We start from the raw sequence: 14798 nt of genomic DNA, 5'->3' as shown, positions 1-14798 counted from the left end.
GTTATACGAGGTTTTCTTTATTCTTTTTCACGAGATGAGGATTAACAAGAACAACTTCGAATTGTTTCTCGAATAGCCATCTAGAGATGCTTAGCCAGTAATGCCCCGTCGGTTCCATGCCGATAATTGCGAAGTTAAGGTTATGGGCTTCTTGCAACGATTGAATCCAGCGAAGAAGGGCCTGAAATCCTTCTTCATCATTAGAGAAAGATAGCGGATTGCCAATTGCGATCCCGCGGAAGTTTACTGCACGAGCGACATGCGTTAGTTGTGCAATGTCGATTCCGACGACGAGATGCTGAGGGGTAATTTTTTCAATGAGTTGATTTTGTTTGTCTTGGGCTTTAAACTTCATATTAGAGCGTCCTCCTGGATGATGGGATTTTAAGGGCTTTGACCCGTTGCGTACTCCCATCGTACCGAGGCGCTCTTCTTTTTGCAAAGCTGCTAATTAACGCTCTACAGGAATGCTAACGGATACGATAGTTCAATAAAGACAAGAAGACAACTGGTCAGTATGATCGGCTGTCTTTTCTCAACTAGCGGGCAGTAAAGTACAAAGAGGCAGTGGAATAAATTTCATTGCTACATAAGGAGGTCGTAATATGCCATTTCCAACGCATATTGTAGCCGCAGGTGGATTTGTGGAAGATAAGCAAGGAAATATCCTTTTAGTAAAAACTCGTGACGGTGGTTTGGGTTTACCCTGGTGGACAAGTGGAAGTTGGAGAAAATCTAGACAATGTTGGTAAATTTGTGTCATTAATGTAGGTGAATTTGTGTCCTTAGTCACAAGCTGTCGGATGACACAAACATTGTCCGAATGCCGATAAGTTAAAATGTAGCGCTCAACTAACGGGCAGATTTGCTTAATGAAATTATGTTAAAATTACTCCAACATCATGAGAGGAGTTACAGAAATGAAAATGAGTAAACATATTGCTGAACACTTTATTTGGGGCGATAATTGCGATGGTTGGCATTTAGTAAAGAATCAAGATTTAAGCGTAATCCATGAAAGAATGCCAGCACAAACTTCCGAAGTTAAGCACTATCACCAACAATCACGTCAACTTTAAAATTACCACAGCGTGTATTCGTCAAAGCCGCTGGAATTTGGACAACCAACCCTCAATAAGATTGGAATCGAATGGGACTATGAACTCGAAAATTAAATTTGGCCGGGTTATGGGTTGACATTCTGTCACGAAGTAACTACAATGGTTACAACGGTGGTGATGCTAAAGTGAAACAGATTAGTAGCAGATTTTCCATTGCTGTCCATATCCTTTCTCTGATCGCCGTTAGCTCCAAAGATTGTACCGGCGATTTCATAGCGGGCAGCGTGAATACGAATCCAGTTATAATCCGCAGGATAATGGGGATGCTTAAGAAGGCAGGTTTGGTAGACATTCGTCTCGGGGTGGGCGGCGCTTCCTTGCTGAAGGATTCCGATCAGATCACGCTTCTGGACGTGTACCGCGCCGTGGAAGTCATCGAGGACGGTCAACTGTTTAATTTTCACGATGAACCGAATCTCCAATGCCCGGTTGGCCGGAATATTGAAGCGGCTCTTCGTTCGGAAATGAAGGAAGCCCAAACCGCGATGGAACAAAGGTTGGCTCAAGTGAACTTAAGCCAGCTAGCTTCTCAGTTTGTGTAATAAAAGCTCTTAGAGCTTTTTTTTATACCGTCGTTGTAACCGAAGTAGTTATAACGACTGTGATTATTAGATTCATACTATAGGAGGAATTACGATGAAAATTTTGGTGACAGGCGCAACAGGGAAATTGGGATCACTTGTAGTAGAAACTTTATTGGAAACCGTACCGGCTAAGGATCTTGCCGTTAGCGTTCGCAACCCGGAGAAAGCGGAGAGCCTTCGAGCTCGCGGCGTTGATGTAAGGCTTGGGGATTTTGAACAGCCGGATACGCTAGATAAAGCGTTCGCAGGTATCGACCGCCTCTTGATCGTTTCCACGGACGGCGACAACGAAACTCGGATTCGCCAGCATACTGCGGCTGTAGCAGCTGCTAAGCGCGCTAATGTCGGTTTTATTGCTTATACCAGTTTAGGAAACGCTAGCGAGAACACGATATTCCTTGCGCCGGTGCATCGTGCCACTGAGGAAGCCATCAGAAACTCGGGGATTCCTTATTCCTACCTGCGCAACAACTGGTACTTGGAGAACGAGACTAGCAGCATTCAAGCAGTCCTTGGAGGATCACCTTGGTTGACTTCGGCGGGATCCGGCAAAGTAGGCTGGGCGACCCGTCGCGATTATGCACAGGCAGCTGCAGCCGTACTGGCGGGCGTTGGCCATGAGAATTCCGTGTATGAGCTGTCCGGCAAACTTGCTACACAAGAAGAGCTAGCTTCTGTCCTTGCCGGTGTCTTGGGCCGGGAAATTCCCGTTCAACAAGTGGATGACGAAACTTATGCCAGCATAATGAGCAGCGTAGGTGTACCTGAACCGGTCGTTCCGATTCTGGTTGGAATTCAGAGTGCGATTCGCGATGGCGCATTGGAAGTCGAGAGCAATGATTTTCAGAAGCTGCTTGGACGTCCGGCCACGTCACTCGAAGAGGGTCTACGTCAAATCGTAAACGAAATTCAGGCTTAATTGAGCGTACGAAACAGAGGTTGTTCCCGAAAGTCTAATGCGACCGAGGGATTGCGTCTTTTTTATGCGGGTATGGAAAGTCTGGAGAATGTTTGGGGAATAGTACTTCATTATGAACAGTAATGGAGCGTAGAGGAATGAAAGTATTATCCATGATTCAACCGTGGGCGACTCTGCTTGTCCAAGGCGAGACTCTCTATGAAACAAGATCTTGGAAGACCCGGTATCGCGGACCGTTGGCCATTCATGCAAGCCAGAAAGTCGATAAGCAGGCCTGCAAATATGAACCCATCCGTTCTTTACTCGCCAAGAATGGCTATACGGAACAAAACCTCCCTACGGGGGTTATCCTTGCAACTTGCGAGCTTACGAATTGTTATCAAGTCATCGACGCTAATCATACGTCAGCCATTCTGGATTGCGGGAAGGTCGTGACGGGGGATGACTACCTGTTAGGCGATTACAGTCCAGGTTATTTTGCGTGGGAAATAGCAGGTTTCCGTCTGATGAAGCCCTATATTCCAGTGAAGGGAAAACTGGGACTATGGGAATATCCGATGGGCGAAGAGTTCTTGATATGACCTATGTAAACAATCAATTAATCGAGGTTCTGACTTGACCAATCACTTATTTTCTCCTTATGAAATTAAAGGTTTACAATTGAAAAATCGGGTAGTCATGGCCCCCATGTGCCAATATTCCGTAACCGCTAGGGATGGCAAACCCAACGAATGGCATTACGTTCACTACCTTAGCCGCGCAATTGGCGGTGTAGCCTTGATCATCATGGAAATGACGGACGTTGAGCCGGATGGTCGAATAACCGACTTTGATTTAGGGATTTGGTCCGATGACCATATTCCGGCAGTTGCCAGAATTATTGATGGGGTTCATGCTCACGGGGCCAAGATTGGGATTCAAATTGCTCATGCTGGCCGAAAAGCGGAAGATGCTAAAGAGCCAGTGGCCCCTTCCGCTATACCATATCCGGGATCCCGCTATAAGATGCCCCGCGCACTTACAGTCGATGAGGTAAATCAGATGGTACAGCTCTACGCTGATGCAGCCCGCCGGGCTGTTCAGGCAGGCGTAGATATGATTGAGCTTCACGGGGCGCACGGATATTTAATTCATCAGTTTCAATCCCCTTTTACCAACAAACGCGAAGATGCGTATGGACAAGACCTGAGCAAATTTGGGGTAGAGGTCATACAGGCGGTCAAAAAGGAAATGCCTGCAGATATGCCGTTATTTTTCCGAATCACTGCCGTAGAGTACGCGGATGGGGGTTATGGTATGGAACATGCCATTAAGTTATCTAAAGCTTACCATGCAGCAGGTGTAGATGTCTTTCATGTAAGTTCTGGCGGGGAAGGACCCGTAGGGGAAAGAAAGCCTGGCAACTACCCAGGTTATCAAGTTCCTTTTGCGCGCAAAATTCGGGAGGCTCTTGGGGTGTCCGTCGTAGCTGTAGGCATGCTTGAGGACCCGGCACTTGCTCAATCCGTCATCTGCAGCGAAGAAGCGGATTTAGTGGCGATCGCCCGTGGCATGCTTCGAGATCCTTAATGGACTATCCATGCTGCTAAATCGCTTAAAAGTGAATATACCACCATTCCAAAGAAATATGAGCGGGCTTATCATTAATGGGAAAATAGGGAGGCTATCCGAATGTCATTGAAAGAGAAGCGAGTCATAGTTGTAGGAGGCACATCAGGTATTGGATTATCGACTGCCAAGGCATTTCTGGATGAAGGGGCAAAGGTAGTTATCGCAAGCCGTTCCGCTGCCAAACTCTCGGAAGCCAAACAAACGCTTGGCGGGAATGTTGAAGCTTACGAGCTGGATTTTCGGAGTGAAGAGAAAGCCGCGGAATTTTTCGAAAAGGTTGGCAAGTTTGATCACTTGGTGATCACCGCGGGCGAAGGCGCGATGGGTGAGTTCCGCGAATTGCCGGTTGAACAGGCGCAAACTGCTTTCGACAGCAAGTTCTGGGGCCAGTATATCACCGTTAAAGCGGCTATTCCCTATTTGAACCAAGAAGGTTCCATCTCCTTGACTTCCGGCGTTTACGGCAAACGGCCTCCGAAGGGGGCATCCACGCTGGCTGCGATCAACTCGGCGTTGGAGGGTTTAATGCGGGGATTGACGGTGGATCTTGCCCCGATTCGGGTCAATGTGGTTTCTCCCGGAATCGTAGATACGCCTGTCTACGCAGGTATGCCGGAGGAAGACCGGAAATCCATGTTCAACGCCATTGCCCGCCAATTGCCTGTCGGACGGATCGCGCAGTCGGAAGATATTGCCGAAGCTTATGTTTACCTTGCGAAAAACGGATTCACCACTGGCTCCGTTATCCTGATTGAGGGCGGGGCGCTCCTGTCCTAAACTCAGTTCGTAAAACATATTAAAGATGCACTGAGAAGGTGATGAATATCTACGCGAGTAGAGTTCATGGCCTATTTTTCAAACAAACTTTAACCAATATGTCTTTGTTCCAGTATTCTGATGTAAAGAACGCATTTTCTTTTTGTGATTACCAGTTTTTGTGTTTGAAGCATTAAAGAATCTTTTTACTACTTATGCGCATGGACTTGCCGAACAATAAATATGTACAACCTTCTTGATTTACAATTTATACTAAGCTTTTGTTCTTTTGGGTAGTGATACCTTTTCCTTTTATTTGGATTATCACACAAAATAAAAATCCATTGTGTAGGGTAATGTAGATCACCAGTAATTGACACCCTTTTCTTAAGACGGGCGCGGGGCGTTCCACCGAAACACCCATGACTTTCTCATAGAACTCGACGAAACGATCCACGTCGTCGATAATGATGCGTACAGAAGTAAAATTCACGAGATACCTCCCTTCCTATAAAAAAAACGCTACTGACAACAGTATGTCAGTAGCATTTTAACATTTTTTGGGCTTTGAATTCAGAATGCGTCAGTACAAGATATGGATGTTGCCGTTTCACCGATCTCAACCTTGGTGTAGCTGTACAGCGTTATTAACGTGTTGTCCAGCAGCCAAAAGACTGATACGTGCCAGGTGCCGAAAGTTTGTGAGGGTTCTACAAAGTAAAACCTATTCAGAAGCATAGGAAAGGCCCTACAATCCATTTTCAAATTTTGTTCTCGCTAGATACGCCGCATGCCCATTTCCTTCGTGCCTAAGAAGATGGAATGGCTCGGTTTCGGATTCGCCTCAATTAACCAGACATTCCCTTTCACATCGACACCAACATCCATTCCGAATTCCATCATTGAGCCATACCGCTCCTCAATCACTTCCATCAATTTCATGGCCATTTGATCGCATTCCCGGCTGATTTGTTTGGCTTTCTCCGGGCCGAACCGTCGGATCATGAACGGTTCAAAACGCAATGCCTTTCCGTCTCCATGAACCAGATTGGTGGTGGGGCTGTTTTTATCACTGACCCGCATGTTTCAAATTCACAATTTGAATGGAATGAAGAACCTGGTGGAACCGTTTGGAAATTCAGTAAGATTGATGATTTATTACACATTCAGATTATGTCATTTGAGAATTTGCGAAACAAAAAACAACTGGTTATTGAACTAAATGAGTCTTGTTCGATATCGGAATTTTCAGAGGCAGTAGTACAAGCGCTTGATTTATTGTTGAGTCTACATGGTAAGGAAGGCTACAAAGAAAAGTGGGTTAACTATGATTTCCCACGAACAATTACTTAAAACTAAAGGGTTTAAACGTAATCTGAACCTTGGAATTATTATTTAACTAAGGGCAGTTTAGCTTCAGAAGATTAGAGGTCTTGATAAGTTTAATGTCGAAAAGAATGTATAACTGCATAAAAGAGAATGAAAAAAATTAGGGGAGCAACAAAACGTTCCTGTCGCCCGAGGAGTATTAACGATCGATAAGCACAAATGAACGTAGGTTTGTGTGCTCCAACTAAATATTTGCATTATTAAAATGAGTCGCATGGGTATGCGTCTCATTTTGTTTTAAACGAAGTATTAGAAGACAGCGGAGCGCGGGAACAACAATCGGGTAAATCGGATAATGTTCTTGTCATTTATCGGACAATGTTCTTGTCATCCTATGATAAATATAGAGTATTTCAGCGGTGGACGGCCAGCTGCAGCTCGCGATCCTGCTTTTTCCTCTGGTCTATTATGACTATATCTACACTAATAAAACGCTGGGATGCGTTTCAATACTCTATCGAGCCCTTCAAGGCTCATTTCCCATACTTGTTTTCTCATAATAATTCCCCCTTAAAAGTGAAGATAAAGCAGATAAAGTTTTGTTCATTGATAAATCATAGAAATTTATTTGCTTAGAATAACATCAACCAAAGCGTCAGCTTAGTAAGGGGCCGCTATTTGTCGATATATATATAACAATTGCTTCACCTTTTGGCTAACAGTTGCTTAATTTCTTAAAAGGAAGCTGCAAAAAACAGATGGCGCAACAAGGAATAAGTCTCCTTATGGCGCCATTCTGTTAAATTACAGGTGTTTCTTTTCTAAAAAAACTCTTTTGAATCCAATTCTGATTTATAGATCAATATCGGTAAAGCCTGTGATACCGCCAACTGGGAATTGAGGAGAAATCCGTCTTAAAGATACAGCGAGCTACTCGTTCTATGGATCTGCTCATCCTCCATGTCTCATAGGTTCATGACGAGCCCCAGCCGTTTAGTCCTTTTTGTCCAGAGAGATGTACTGATCCTCGGAAGTGCCGAAAGGAGTGTGCAGTAGCGCGCTCATCAAGCCGAAAGCGACCTCGGACTTGCAACGAGTGAAAACGAACTTTGTGACCTGCTCGGGAAGGAGTTCCGGGCATTCCGAGGTGCAGACGACGACAAGGTTCTCCGGGTGCAGGTACTTCAGTACCTGCAAGGCCAAAAATTCGTTGAAGACGACGAGAGGCTTGTTCTCGTGCTGCTGGATAAATTGCTTGAGCGACTCTTCGTCGCTGGTGGCTGCGAATACGAGCGATTCGTCCAATCCCGAAGCGGATCGAACGATCTCATGATACCGCTCGTTCGACATGTGTTCGTGAATGAGCGCATAAGGCTGTCCGGTCGGCAATGACGCGTTCAGATCGCTGAACAATCGTTGGAAATCAGGATTGACTTGCCGGAACAAGGAATCGTCGATCAAGCTGTCCACGATAACCAGCGGCGAGCCGTATTGCAGATTCCTCGATATCGCATGGAAGGATTGGACCATAGCGTCGATCAGAAAGATGCCGTCCAGCTTACGCTCGGCGATGATCTCGAAATTGGGTTTGGCCGGATCGATTTGGGATACAAGGAGATGATAACCCTTCTCCCGGCATCGGCGCTCCAATCTGTCAAGGAAAACTCCGTAGCTGACCGGCTTTGGAATGCGTGCGTCGCCGGTGCTGACGAACAGCACGCCGAGGACGTTGGTTTTGCCGAGTGAGAGCGACTTGGCCGTCAAATTCTGAACGTAATGGAGCTTACTCGCTGCTGTAAAGACCCGCTGCCGCGTCTCTTCCGGAATCGTCTGGGTGCTCACGTAATTAAGGACATAGCTTACCGTAGCGACGGAGACGCCGGCTTCTTTGGCTACGTCACGGAGTGTCGTTTTTTTCATCGTATCAGTAACCGCCTCGTTAGGATCAAAAGTTTAGATAATCATAAGTCCGAACTTGGAAGGATGTCAAACTTGCCGTTGACAAGCCTCGGGAAACGCCCTATACTGAAGCCGCTTAACCGGTTAAGTTGAAACTTGAAGAATGAAGTTCTCAGAAGGGGCTATGCAATATGGAAAATTCGGCTCAATCGAAGCTGATGGTATTACCCGGGGTGCACGCATCCCGGCTGGGGAACGAAAGAGACATCTACATTTATTTGCCTGCGGGCTATGACGATGATCCGTCCGTAAGGTATCCCGTGTTGTACATGCACGTGGGCCAGCACGTATTCGAGCCGAGCAAGCCATCCGGAGAGTCCTGGGGTATGCACCGCGTAGCCGACCGACTATTGGCGGAAGGGCTGGTTCGGCCAATTATTATCGTGGCGGTCGAACATAAGTACGAGGACGGAACCAGTGAATATTTCCACGACCTGTACGCGTATCCTATCCGCTGCGTCGGTGAGCTGTACGAGCATTTTCTGATCGAAGAGCTGAAGCCAATTGTAGATCGCGGATTCAGGACACTGCCGGATGCGGAGCATACGGCGTTAATGGGCTCCTCGGCAGCCGGCATCGCAACGTACAACATTGGGCTCCGCCGTCCGGACGTATTCGGCATGCTGGGCATCCTGTCGCCTTTTTTCGTCCAGGTAGATCCCGGCACGCTGGAAGAAACGCCGCAGTATCGGCTGTATCCTTATAACGATGGGCAGAAAATATGGATGGACATAGGTGGGGCGGAGGGGTTCTTCATGCCATCCCACGTGCGGAGCGTCGCGGAGAATATGCAGCAAGCTGGCTGGAAGCAAGGTGAGGAGCTTTATTATTATCTGGACATGGAAGCCGCGCATTCCGAATGGGACTGGAGCCGCCGGGCGCACATGCCGCTGCTGCACTTCTTTGGCGAAGCCGCCGATGTGTCGGTCCTCGCGCTTGAAGGGGACGGTATCGTCGGTGTCGACGGGCCTGTAGTGGTCGTTAATGCGGTTGCCGCTCTTCACAACGGCATACGCTTCAGTTTGCTCAGAGCCGATTACCAGACGGATAATCCGGATGTCCTCGGGATTTCTCCAGACGGAAGGCTGCTTCCACGGAAACCCGGCACTGCGACGATCGTCTGCCGCTATGGTGGCCAAGAAGCGGCCAGAATGTATACTGTCGTGGAACGGCTATCTGAGACCGTCGTCGTCGAGCTTGAAATTCGCGTGCCGGATACAACGCCGGAAGATGCCGAGATTTATGCGACGTTCGGCGTTCCGAAGCTCGGCAAAGGATTGTATGGCGGAACGGTCAGTTTGCCTAGAGGATTAACGTTCGATTTTCTCATCACCCGAGGCTACGATAAGGAAGAGGTCGATCGGGATTTCGGGCGGATGCCTTACAGAAGGCTTGTCACGGACGAGGACAAGAGAGTCGTTTACACGGTTCATAATTGGATAGACTTAAGGCCAGATACGGGAAGAGAGGAGGAGATTTGAATGACGCAGCCTTCGCGAGTGGAAACCATCGCGAATTTCCGATCGGAAATTATGCGCAACGAAAGGGACATTTTCGTTTATTTGCCGCCCAGCTACGGGGTGGAAGCGGACAGGACGTATCCGGTACTTTATATCCATGACGGGCAGAACGTATTCCATGAAGCATTTAACGGGCAGTCATGGAACCTGCACCGCGTATGCGACCGTCTGATTGCGGAAGGACGCATCGAAAAATTGATCGTCGTGGCGGTCTCGAATAAGGGGCTGGAGCGAGACAGCGAGTTCGCGCATCAAGGCCCGTTCGCAGAGGAGCTCGACTACCCTTGCCGGGGAGAGTTCTATGAGCGTTTTCTGACGGAGGAGGTGAAACCCTACATCGACCGTACTTACCGGACGAAGCATGAGAGCCGCCATACCGCACTGATGGGTTCGTCCAGAGGCGGGCTCGCGACTTACCATATCGGGTTTCGCCGTTTCGACGTTTTTGGCAAGCTGGCCATGGTTTCTCCTTATTTCGCCCAATACAATGAGGAGACGATGACGCATCTGCCCATCGTTCAGACTTTCGATGGGAAAGGACCGTTTCAATTATGGATAGATGCGGGCGGCATGGAAGGCATGACTGTGCGTGTCGATCACGTCAGGCACATGGCGGAGCATTTCGTGAAGCTAGGCTACCGGTCTGGAGATGACCTCGTGTACTGCTACGAACCGATGGCAGAGCATAACGAGGGGGCTTGGGAAAAGAGGGTGTACGCGCCGCTTGTCTTCTTCTTCGGAGACAAAGGATCGCCAGTCTCAGCCGAGTTGATCGGTGATCCTGTCGCCGGGATCGAGGGAGCCGAGGCATGGGTGTACCCGCTTGTCACATATGAAAGCGGTTTAGTGTCGGTCGACCTGGACGCAAGCTTCCGCGTAACGCCCGAAGGCGCAGCGGTGGTCGATGCGACAGGCTTGATCCGGGCAGTCAAGACGGGGGAATGTGAGATCGCGTACAGCGGACATGCGCTGACCGCATCGACAACAATCAGGATCGTGCCGGAATTGTCCGAGGAGGTCGAAGTGGAGCTGGAAGTTGTCGTACCAGACGATACCTCGGCAACGGCGAGAGTATACGCGGGGGCGGAACTGGAGAAGTCCGGACCTCGCTCCTACCGAAGGCGGCTTTTCCTGCCGAGAAATACGGGATTTTCTTTTCACATCTCAGAGCATTCTGGTCTAAGGGAAGCAGGCCCGGAGGGGGCGGATGTCCCGAAGCGGCGGTTCGTCGCCGACAGCAACAAGACGTTGCATTATGAAGTCCAAAATTGGATGCTAAGTCAAACGATATGAATACGGGGGAATCTCAAATGTCTCTCAAACCAACGAATAATGTAAGCTCTCGAAGGAACCGGTAACATGAATTGCATCTGGATTTAAGTAGGCGGACCGACTGTGAAAAACAGAACAGATCGACTGGCAAGGACCCCACGGATGTAACGAATGTAGTATAATTAGGAAATTCGTTATAATCGGGAGTTTAAAAATGGCCACAAACATTACGTGATTAACCAGACAATACTTAATGGACGAGTTATTCTCAACTGGTCTTCAATTGGATGTCAGATTGGATTTCATTACCTTTCTTTATAGGACCTGGCCGCTGGATCAGATGAACTCCACTGATCCTAGGTTTATAACCGCGGAAGAGGATATTTGCCAGCACATGATCAATAATTCTGACTGGGAAGTGGATTATTTATATTATGAAATTCTTGAAGTACTGACTATACCAGATTCATTTTTCATAGACTTTTTGGTTCAGTTGACCCACCCGGAGGTCAGAAAACCGGACGAAACAGCGTTATTCCTTGAAATCATTAACAAACACCTTGAAGGTGACGGATACAAAATGCAAGAAGTTGGACGTATATCGGGATATCCAGTGTATGGTGCTGTAAATGTGAGATGCGGTCCGAGTGGGAGCATCAAGAACCTCATCTTTGCGGCGGACGGCTATAAACCACGAATTGTCATAACTGACTCTCTAGAAAACAATATCGAGATTGTCGACAATGGTGAGCACTGTTTGGTGTATGAAGAAAATATCCCGCAAACAACAGGATTAAAATGGAAAGATCTGGTAAACTGGTGGGCTAGAATAGAAAGATTTGATGGTTATCCGGAAGCAGAAGAGGGACTTTTTCAAAGGTTAAGAAAAACTCTCGCATCTCCACCGGAACAGCTTCTCTTTGATACATATTTTAACTTTTTTAAAAGAGCCGACGGCGACTTCCCAGCATTAATCCCTCAAGTATATCTCCATTACAATCCATATGCCAGGGGAGAACTTCAAGGAGAACTGCGAATCACCCGGCAGCGAATGGACTTTTTAATTTTACTATTAATGCAATATTAAGATTCCTACTACACGGGATCATCATTCAAACAGCTGAAGGTAATCAGGTAATCGTAAAATCTCACTTACTTCGCCATGCCTTTGCTACGCATGCAGTACAAAGTGAGAAGCTTCCACTGGATATCGTCAAGTCGCTCTTACATCAGAAGGATGTTGAAGTAACTGCATATTACTTTGCACCTACATCCCAGCAGATCTCGGAGTCAATTAATAGTCTCCATGAAAATTGGGTTACCCAAATCGATATTCAGAAGGGAATTTTGAGAGGTCCGGAGGAATTGCAAGAATTATATGATGACTATCGGGAGAAAGTAGGGACTCTTTCAAAAGTAGTAGGCGGTATCTGTACAATGGACTCAGTATGTCCTACAAAAATGGCATGTATCGGATGTGCTGCTAAAGTTCCCCGGCCTGAATTTAAAGATGAAATAACGGCTCTCTACACATGGGCAGATGAAAGCGAGAAACGATTTGAAAAGCTTGGATTGCCACTAGAAGCTCAAAAAATGAAGATTACTAAGAATCGAGCTCGAAATGAGCTTAAAGAGTTACATTTAATTGAAAGATATCAAAAGGATGAAAAACATGCGCCAGAAATCAGAATCTCCCGCAAATAATGAATTATATTGGCTTCAAAACAGATATGAGCAAAGAAAAAGTAGATCTGTTGAACTCGGAATTAATGCAATCGATAAGCTTGTCAAAGATAATAAACCTGTTTCTTATCACACTGTTTCGGAACTAACCAGGGAATTGGATCCAGATGGTGAGGGTATTCACTCTAACACATTCGTAGGAATAGCGAACTTCAGGCATATTTCGCTCAGCATCAAACTGCCAAGCCTTATAAGTCGCGTAAAAGGGCCGTTAAGCAGCTTATGGACGATATGGAATCATTCAAACAGATCAAACTTAATCGAGACCTAGAGCGCGTTAGAATACGTTATATGCAGTCCACAAAGTCTGAACTAGTTGAACAAATTATTCGTTTAGAACAGTATGTAGCTCAACAAAATCAGATCTGGCTAAAAAACGAGTTTGAGAAGTTTCAGTGATAAAAACAGGTGTTATCGGTTGGATGACTTAGTTATTGAAATTAATAAATAAATGAATAGCTAGGGCTGCCGATAAACGTAGCCACCTTAATATTACACACTCGAAGGCAACCGGTCAGTACGACGGTTGCCTTCATTACGTGACCAGCAGTTGTCGGACGACAAAAACATCTATACAACGGAAGTCGCATTAACTGCGGCTTTTTTATTTTTTGTATAGAAGTTCTTGTCGTGGCTCAAGACAAGAACTTCTATACAATCTCGTGATCCCCGAGATGCACGAGTTATTAAACTAGAGGGAGGATAGTGTGGCAAATATTATAAACTAATCCTTTACAAGGGAACATATATTCGCTATCCTAAACGTAGATTAATTTTCCATTTAAAAGGAGAGGAAATTGAATGAAAACAACGGCAGGAAGCAAGCTTGAAAAACGAGTAGGCTCGATCTTTATCCATGTTTCAGATATGAAACGGGCAGTTGAATGGTATAGCCGTGTGTTTGATCTGCCATACAACGAGGATTACATGGAGGGGCGACTTTCTACGGTTTATACACTGCATTTCGAAGGAACCGAGATTCTGCTGGATTCCAATAATGGTGCGGCACCAGCTCCCCAGCCGCAGATGTTTTTTAAGACAGATGATATTTCGCAGACACTCCAGTTTCTGAAAGAATCCGAGATCGTGATTCATAACGAGATATTAGAAAACAATATCGTCATTTTTGAAGATCCTGACGGCAATCGATTAATGACAATACAAATGTAGCACTGCTGAAAGTGGTTTGGAAACAGAAGATAATTATGGTTTATTTAACATTTTTGAAGGAGGAAATGGATATGCCGCAAAATGAAGAAACTATGGTAGAGAAAAAAGTACGCGACATTACAGGAATGACATGTCTTTACGTCCCTGTGAGTAACGTCTATGAGTCCGTGAAATGGTATCAGAAAAATTTAGGATGCCAACCGTCAAACATCCATGCTGTTGAACCTGGGATGGGCATGGCGATCATGAGGTTTTTCGAAGCTGATGGAAAAACACTACAGACCCAGCTACAGGAACAATTCCTGCGTTATTCCTTCACGAGTCGGGAGAAGAAGGCGGTCGATTAGGCTTTTCATGGACTTTGGACGGAGGTAAACGTCACGCCGTTGGGTGTTTCGTTACTCCACATATTCAAGAACTTTTCGAACGTTTTAAAGAAAACGGAGTTAACATTATAGGCGAGAGGGTAACTTGCGGTCCAAATGTAACGTTCACTGACCCGGACGGAAACATATAAATTGGATTTCTGAAATACAGTCATATAATGTATGACACAATATAAAAACCATTGATGGATAAGGGATATTGCTTAGTTATAGACATATGTACAAAATACGAGTTTTGTGAAGTAGTCTGCCGGATTGTCAATTGAATTAGATGTTTTGGGTCAATTTACATTGCTCATAACTTTATTTGATTCTCTCACAATCTCCGTCTTATTCATTTTCTTTTTTTCATATTCATTCTTCTCTTATGTATGAATACTACTTATTCATTTTCTTCATTAATACTCTGTAATAAAAAAACGCTTCTT

Annotated in this window: 13 protein-coding genes and 6 pseudogenes; 15 read left to right on the top strand and 4 right to left on the bottom strand. The window is 46.0% G+C overall.

The annotated features are described in order from the left end of the window. A pseudogene (locus tag CEF13_RS29245) lies at nt 1-355 on the bottom strand (IS110 family transposase); the annotation flags it as partial. Between the two features lie 250 nt (nt 356-605). Between CEF13_RS29245 and CEF13_RS14540 the strand changes: the two are divergent. From CEF13_RS14540 to CEF13_RS14505, 7 genes and pseudogenes are all read left to right on the top strand, one after another. Beyond that, nucleotides 606-738: pseudogene (locus CEF13_RS14540) on the top strand (ADP-ribose pyrophosphatase); the annotation flags it as partial. A gap of 182 nt (nt 739-920) precedes the next feature. Continuing rightward, a pseudogene (locus tag CEF13_RS14535) lies at nt 921-1073 on the top strand (cupin domain-containing protein); the annotation flags it as partial. A gap of 173 nt (nt 1074-1246) precedes the next feature. Further along, nucleotides 1247-1663, top strand: coding sequence for an Rrf2 family transcriptional regulator (locus tag CEF13_RS14525; protein WP_102711436.1), 417 nt, complete (start codon nt 1247-1249; stop codon nt 1661-1663). Between the two features lie 94 nt (nt 1664-1757). Then, nucleotides 1758-2624 carry an SDR family oxidoreductase gene (locus tag CEF13_RS14520; RefSeq protein WP_102711434.1) on the top strand — a complete coding sequence of 289 codons (867 nt, stop codon included), beginning with the start codon at nt 1758-1760 and terminating at the stop codon, nt 2622-2624. Nucleotides 2625-2761: 137 nt separating this feature from the next. Beyond that, a complete protein-coding gene (locus tag CEF13_RS14515) occupies nt 2762-3205 on the top strand; it encodes an ASCH domain-containing protein (RefSeq protein ID WP_102711432.1) in 444 nt (147 codons plus the stop codon). 34 nt (nt 3206-3239) lie between these two features. Continuing rightward, a pseudogene (locus tag CEF13_RS14510) lies at nt 3240-4271 on the top strand (NADH:flavin oxidoreductase/NADH oxidase). A 24-nt stretch (nt 4272-4295) separates the two neighbouring features. Next, entirely contained in the window at nt 4296-5012 is a 717-nt protein-coding gene (locus tag CEF13_RS14505) for an SDR family oxidoreductase (protein ID WP_029198670.1), read from the top strand. Nucleotides 5013-5382: 370 nt separating this feature from the next. Here the strand turns inward: CEF13_RS14505 and CEF13_RS29240 are convergent. Together CEF13_RS29240 and CEF13_RS14495 are read right to left on the bottom strand one after the other, a co-directional pair. Then, a pseudogene (locus tag CEF13_RS29240) lies at nt 5383-5484 on the bottom strand (VOC family protein); the annotation flags it as partial. A gap of 284 nt (nt 5485-5768) precedes the next feature. Continuing rightward, a complete protein-coding gene (locus tag CEF13_RS14495) occupies nt 5769-6014 on the bottom strand; it encodes a YheC/YheD family protein (protein ID WP_102711430.1) in 246 nt (81 codons plus the stop codon). 15 nt (nt 6015-6029) lie between these two features. Here CEF13_RS14495 and CEF13_RS14490 point away from each other — a divergent pair, with 15 nt between their 5' ends. Next, complete coding sequence (locus CEF13_RS14490) at nt 6030-6344, top strand: hypothetical protein (protein WP_102711428.1); 315 nt, start codon at nt 6030-6032, stop codon at nt 6342-6344. Nucleotides 6345-7313: 969 nt separating this feature from the next. Here the strand turns inward: CEF13_RS14490 and CEF13_RS14485 are convergent. After that, nucleotides 7314-8240: a LacI family DNA-binding transcriptional regulator gene (locus CEF13_RS14485; RefSeq protein ID WP_102711426.1), complete on the bottom strand. Its 927-nt coding sequence runs from the start codon at nt 8238-8240 to the stop codon at nt 7314-7316. Nucleotides 8241-8410: 170 nt separating this feature from the next. On the opposite strand from CEF13_RS14485, the gene CEF13_RS14480 reads away from it, so the two are divergent. From CEF13_RS14480 to CEF13_RS29690, 7 genes and pseudogenes are all read left to right on the top strand, one after another. Continuing rightward, nucleotides 8411-9760, top strand: a complete 1350-nt coding sequence (locus CEF13_RS14480; RefSeq protein ID WP_102711424.1) for an alpha/beta hydrolase-fold protein — start codon at nt 8411-8413, stop codon at nt 9758-9760. Next, nucleotides 9761-11092, top strand: a complete 1332-nt coding sequence (locus CEF13_RS14475; protein ID WP_102711422.1) for an alpha/beta hydrolase — start codon at nt 9761-9763, stop codon at nt 11090-11092. A 226-nt stretch (nt 11093-11318) separates the two neighbouring features. Then, nucleotides 11319-12158 (top strand): annotated as a pseudogene (locus CEF13_RS14470) (AbiJ-related protein); the annotation flags it as partial. Between the two features lie 278 nt (nt 12159-12436). Then, nucleotides 12437-12775 (top strand): hypothetical protein, encoded by a 339-nt coding sequence (locus CEF13_RS14465; protein WP_146022715.1) that lies wholly within the window; start codon nt 12437-12439, stop codon nt 12773-12775. Between the two features lie 840 nt (nt 12776-13615). Continuing rightward, nucleotides 13616-13984, top strand: a complete 369-nt coding sequence (locus CEF13_RS14460; protein WP_102711416.1) for a VOC family protein — start codon at nt 13616-13618, stop codon at nt 13982-13984. Between the two features lie 71 nt (nt 13985-14055). Beyond that, entirely contained in the window at nt 14056-14331 is a 276-nt protein-coding gene (locus CEF13_RS14455) for a hypothetical protein (protein WP_102711414.1), read from the top strand. Beyond that, a complete protein-coding gene (locus CEF13_RS29690) occupies nt 14283-14501 on the top strand; it encodes a VOC family protein (RefSeq protein WP_424991961.1) in 219 nt (72 codons plus the stop codon). The genes CEF13_RS14455 and CEF13_RS29690 overlap by 49 nt, the downstream gene beginning before the upstream one ends. Nucleotides 14502-14798 lie beyond the last annotated feature (297 nt).

Origin of the sequence: Paenibacillus castaneae (genome assembly GCF_002884445.1) — a bacterium.
Classification (GTDB): Bacteria; Bacillota; Bacilli; order Paenibacillales; family Paenibacillaceae; genus Pristimantibacillus; species Pristimantibacillus castaneae.
The sequence above is the reverse complement of the archived record's forward strand: the minus strand, read 5'-3'. Positions and strand labels throughout refer to the sequence as shown.

What these genes read in the sequence shown, in the direction of transcription:
- CEF13_RS14520 (WP_102711434.1), top strand. Translation starts at nt 1,758, where the DNA reads ATGAAAATTTTGGTGACAGGCGCAACAGGGAAATTGGGATCACTTGTA.
- CEF13_RS14515 (WP_102711432.1), top strand. Translation starts at nt 2,762, where the DNA reads ATGAAAGTATTATCCATGATTCAACCGTGGGCGACTCTGCTTGTCCAA.
- CEF13_RS14505 (WP_029198670.1), top strand. Translation starts at nt 4,296, where the DNA reads ATGTCATTGAAAGAGAAGCGAGTCATAGTTGTAGGAGGCACATCAGGT.
- CEF13_RS14490 (WP_102711428.1), top strand. Translation starts at nt 6,030, where the DNA reads ATGAACCAGATTGGTGGTGGGGCTGTTTTTATCACTGACCCGCATGTT.
- CEF13_RS14485 (WP_102711426.1), bottom strand. Translation starts at nt 8,240, where the DNA reads ATGAAAAAAACGACACTCCGTGACGTAGCCAAAGAAGCCGGCGTCTCC.
- CEF13_RS14480 (WP_102711424.1), top strand. Translation starts at nt 8,411, where the DNA reads ATGGAAAATTCGGCTCAATCGAAGCTGATGGTATTACCCGGGGTGCAC.
- CEF13_RS14475 (WP_102711422.1), top strand. Translation starts at nt 9,761, where the DNA reads ATGACGCAGCCTTCGCGAGTGGAAACCATCGCGAATTTCCGATCGGAA.
- CEF13_RS14460 (WP_102711416.1), top strand. Translation starts at nt 13,616, where the DNA reads ATGAAAACAACGGCAGGAAGCAAGCTTGAAAAACGAGTAGGCTCGATC.
- CEF13_RS14455 (WP_102711414.1), top strand. Translation starts at nt 14,056, where the DNA reads ATGCCGCAAAATGAAGAAACTATGGTAGAGAAAAAAGTACGCGACATT.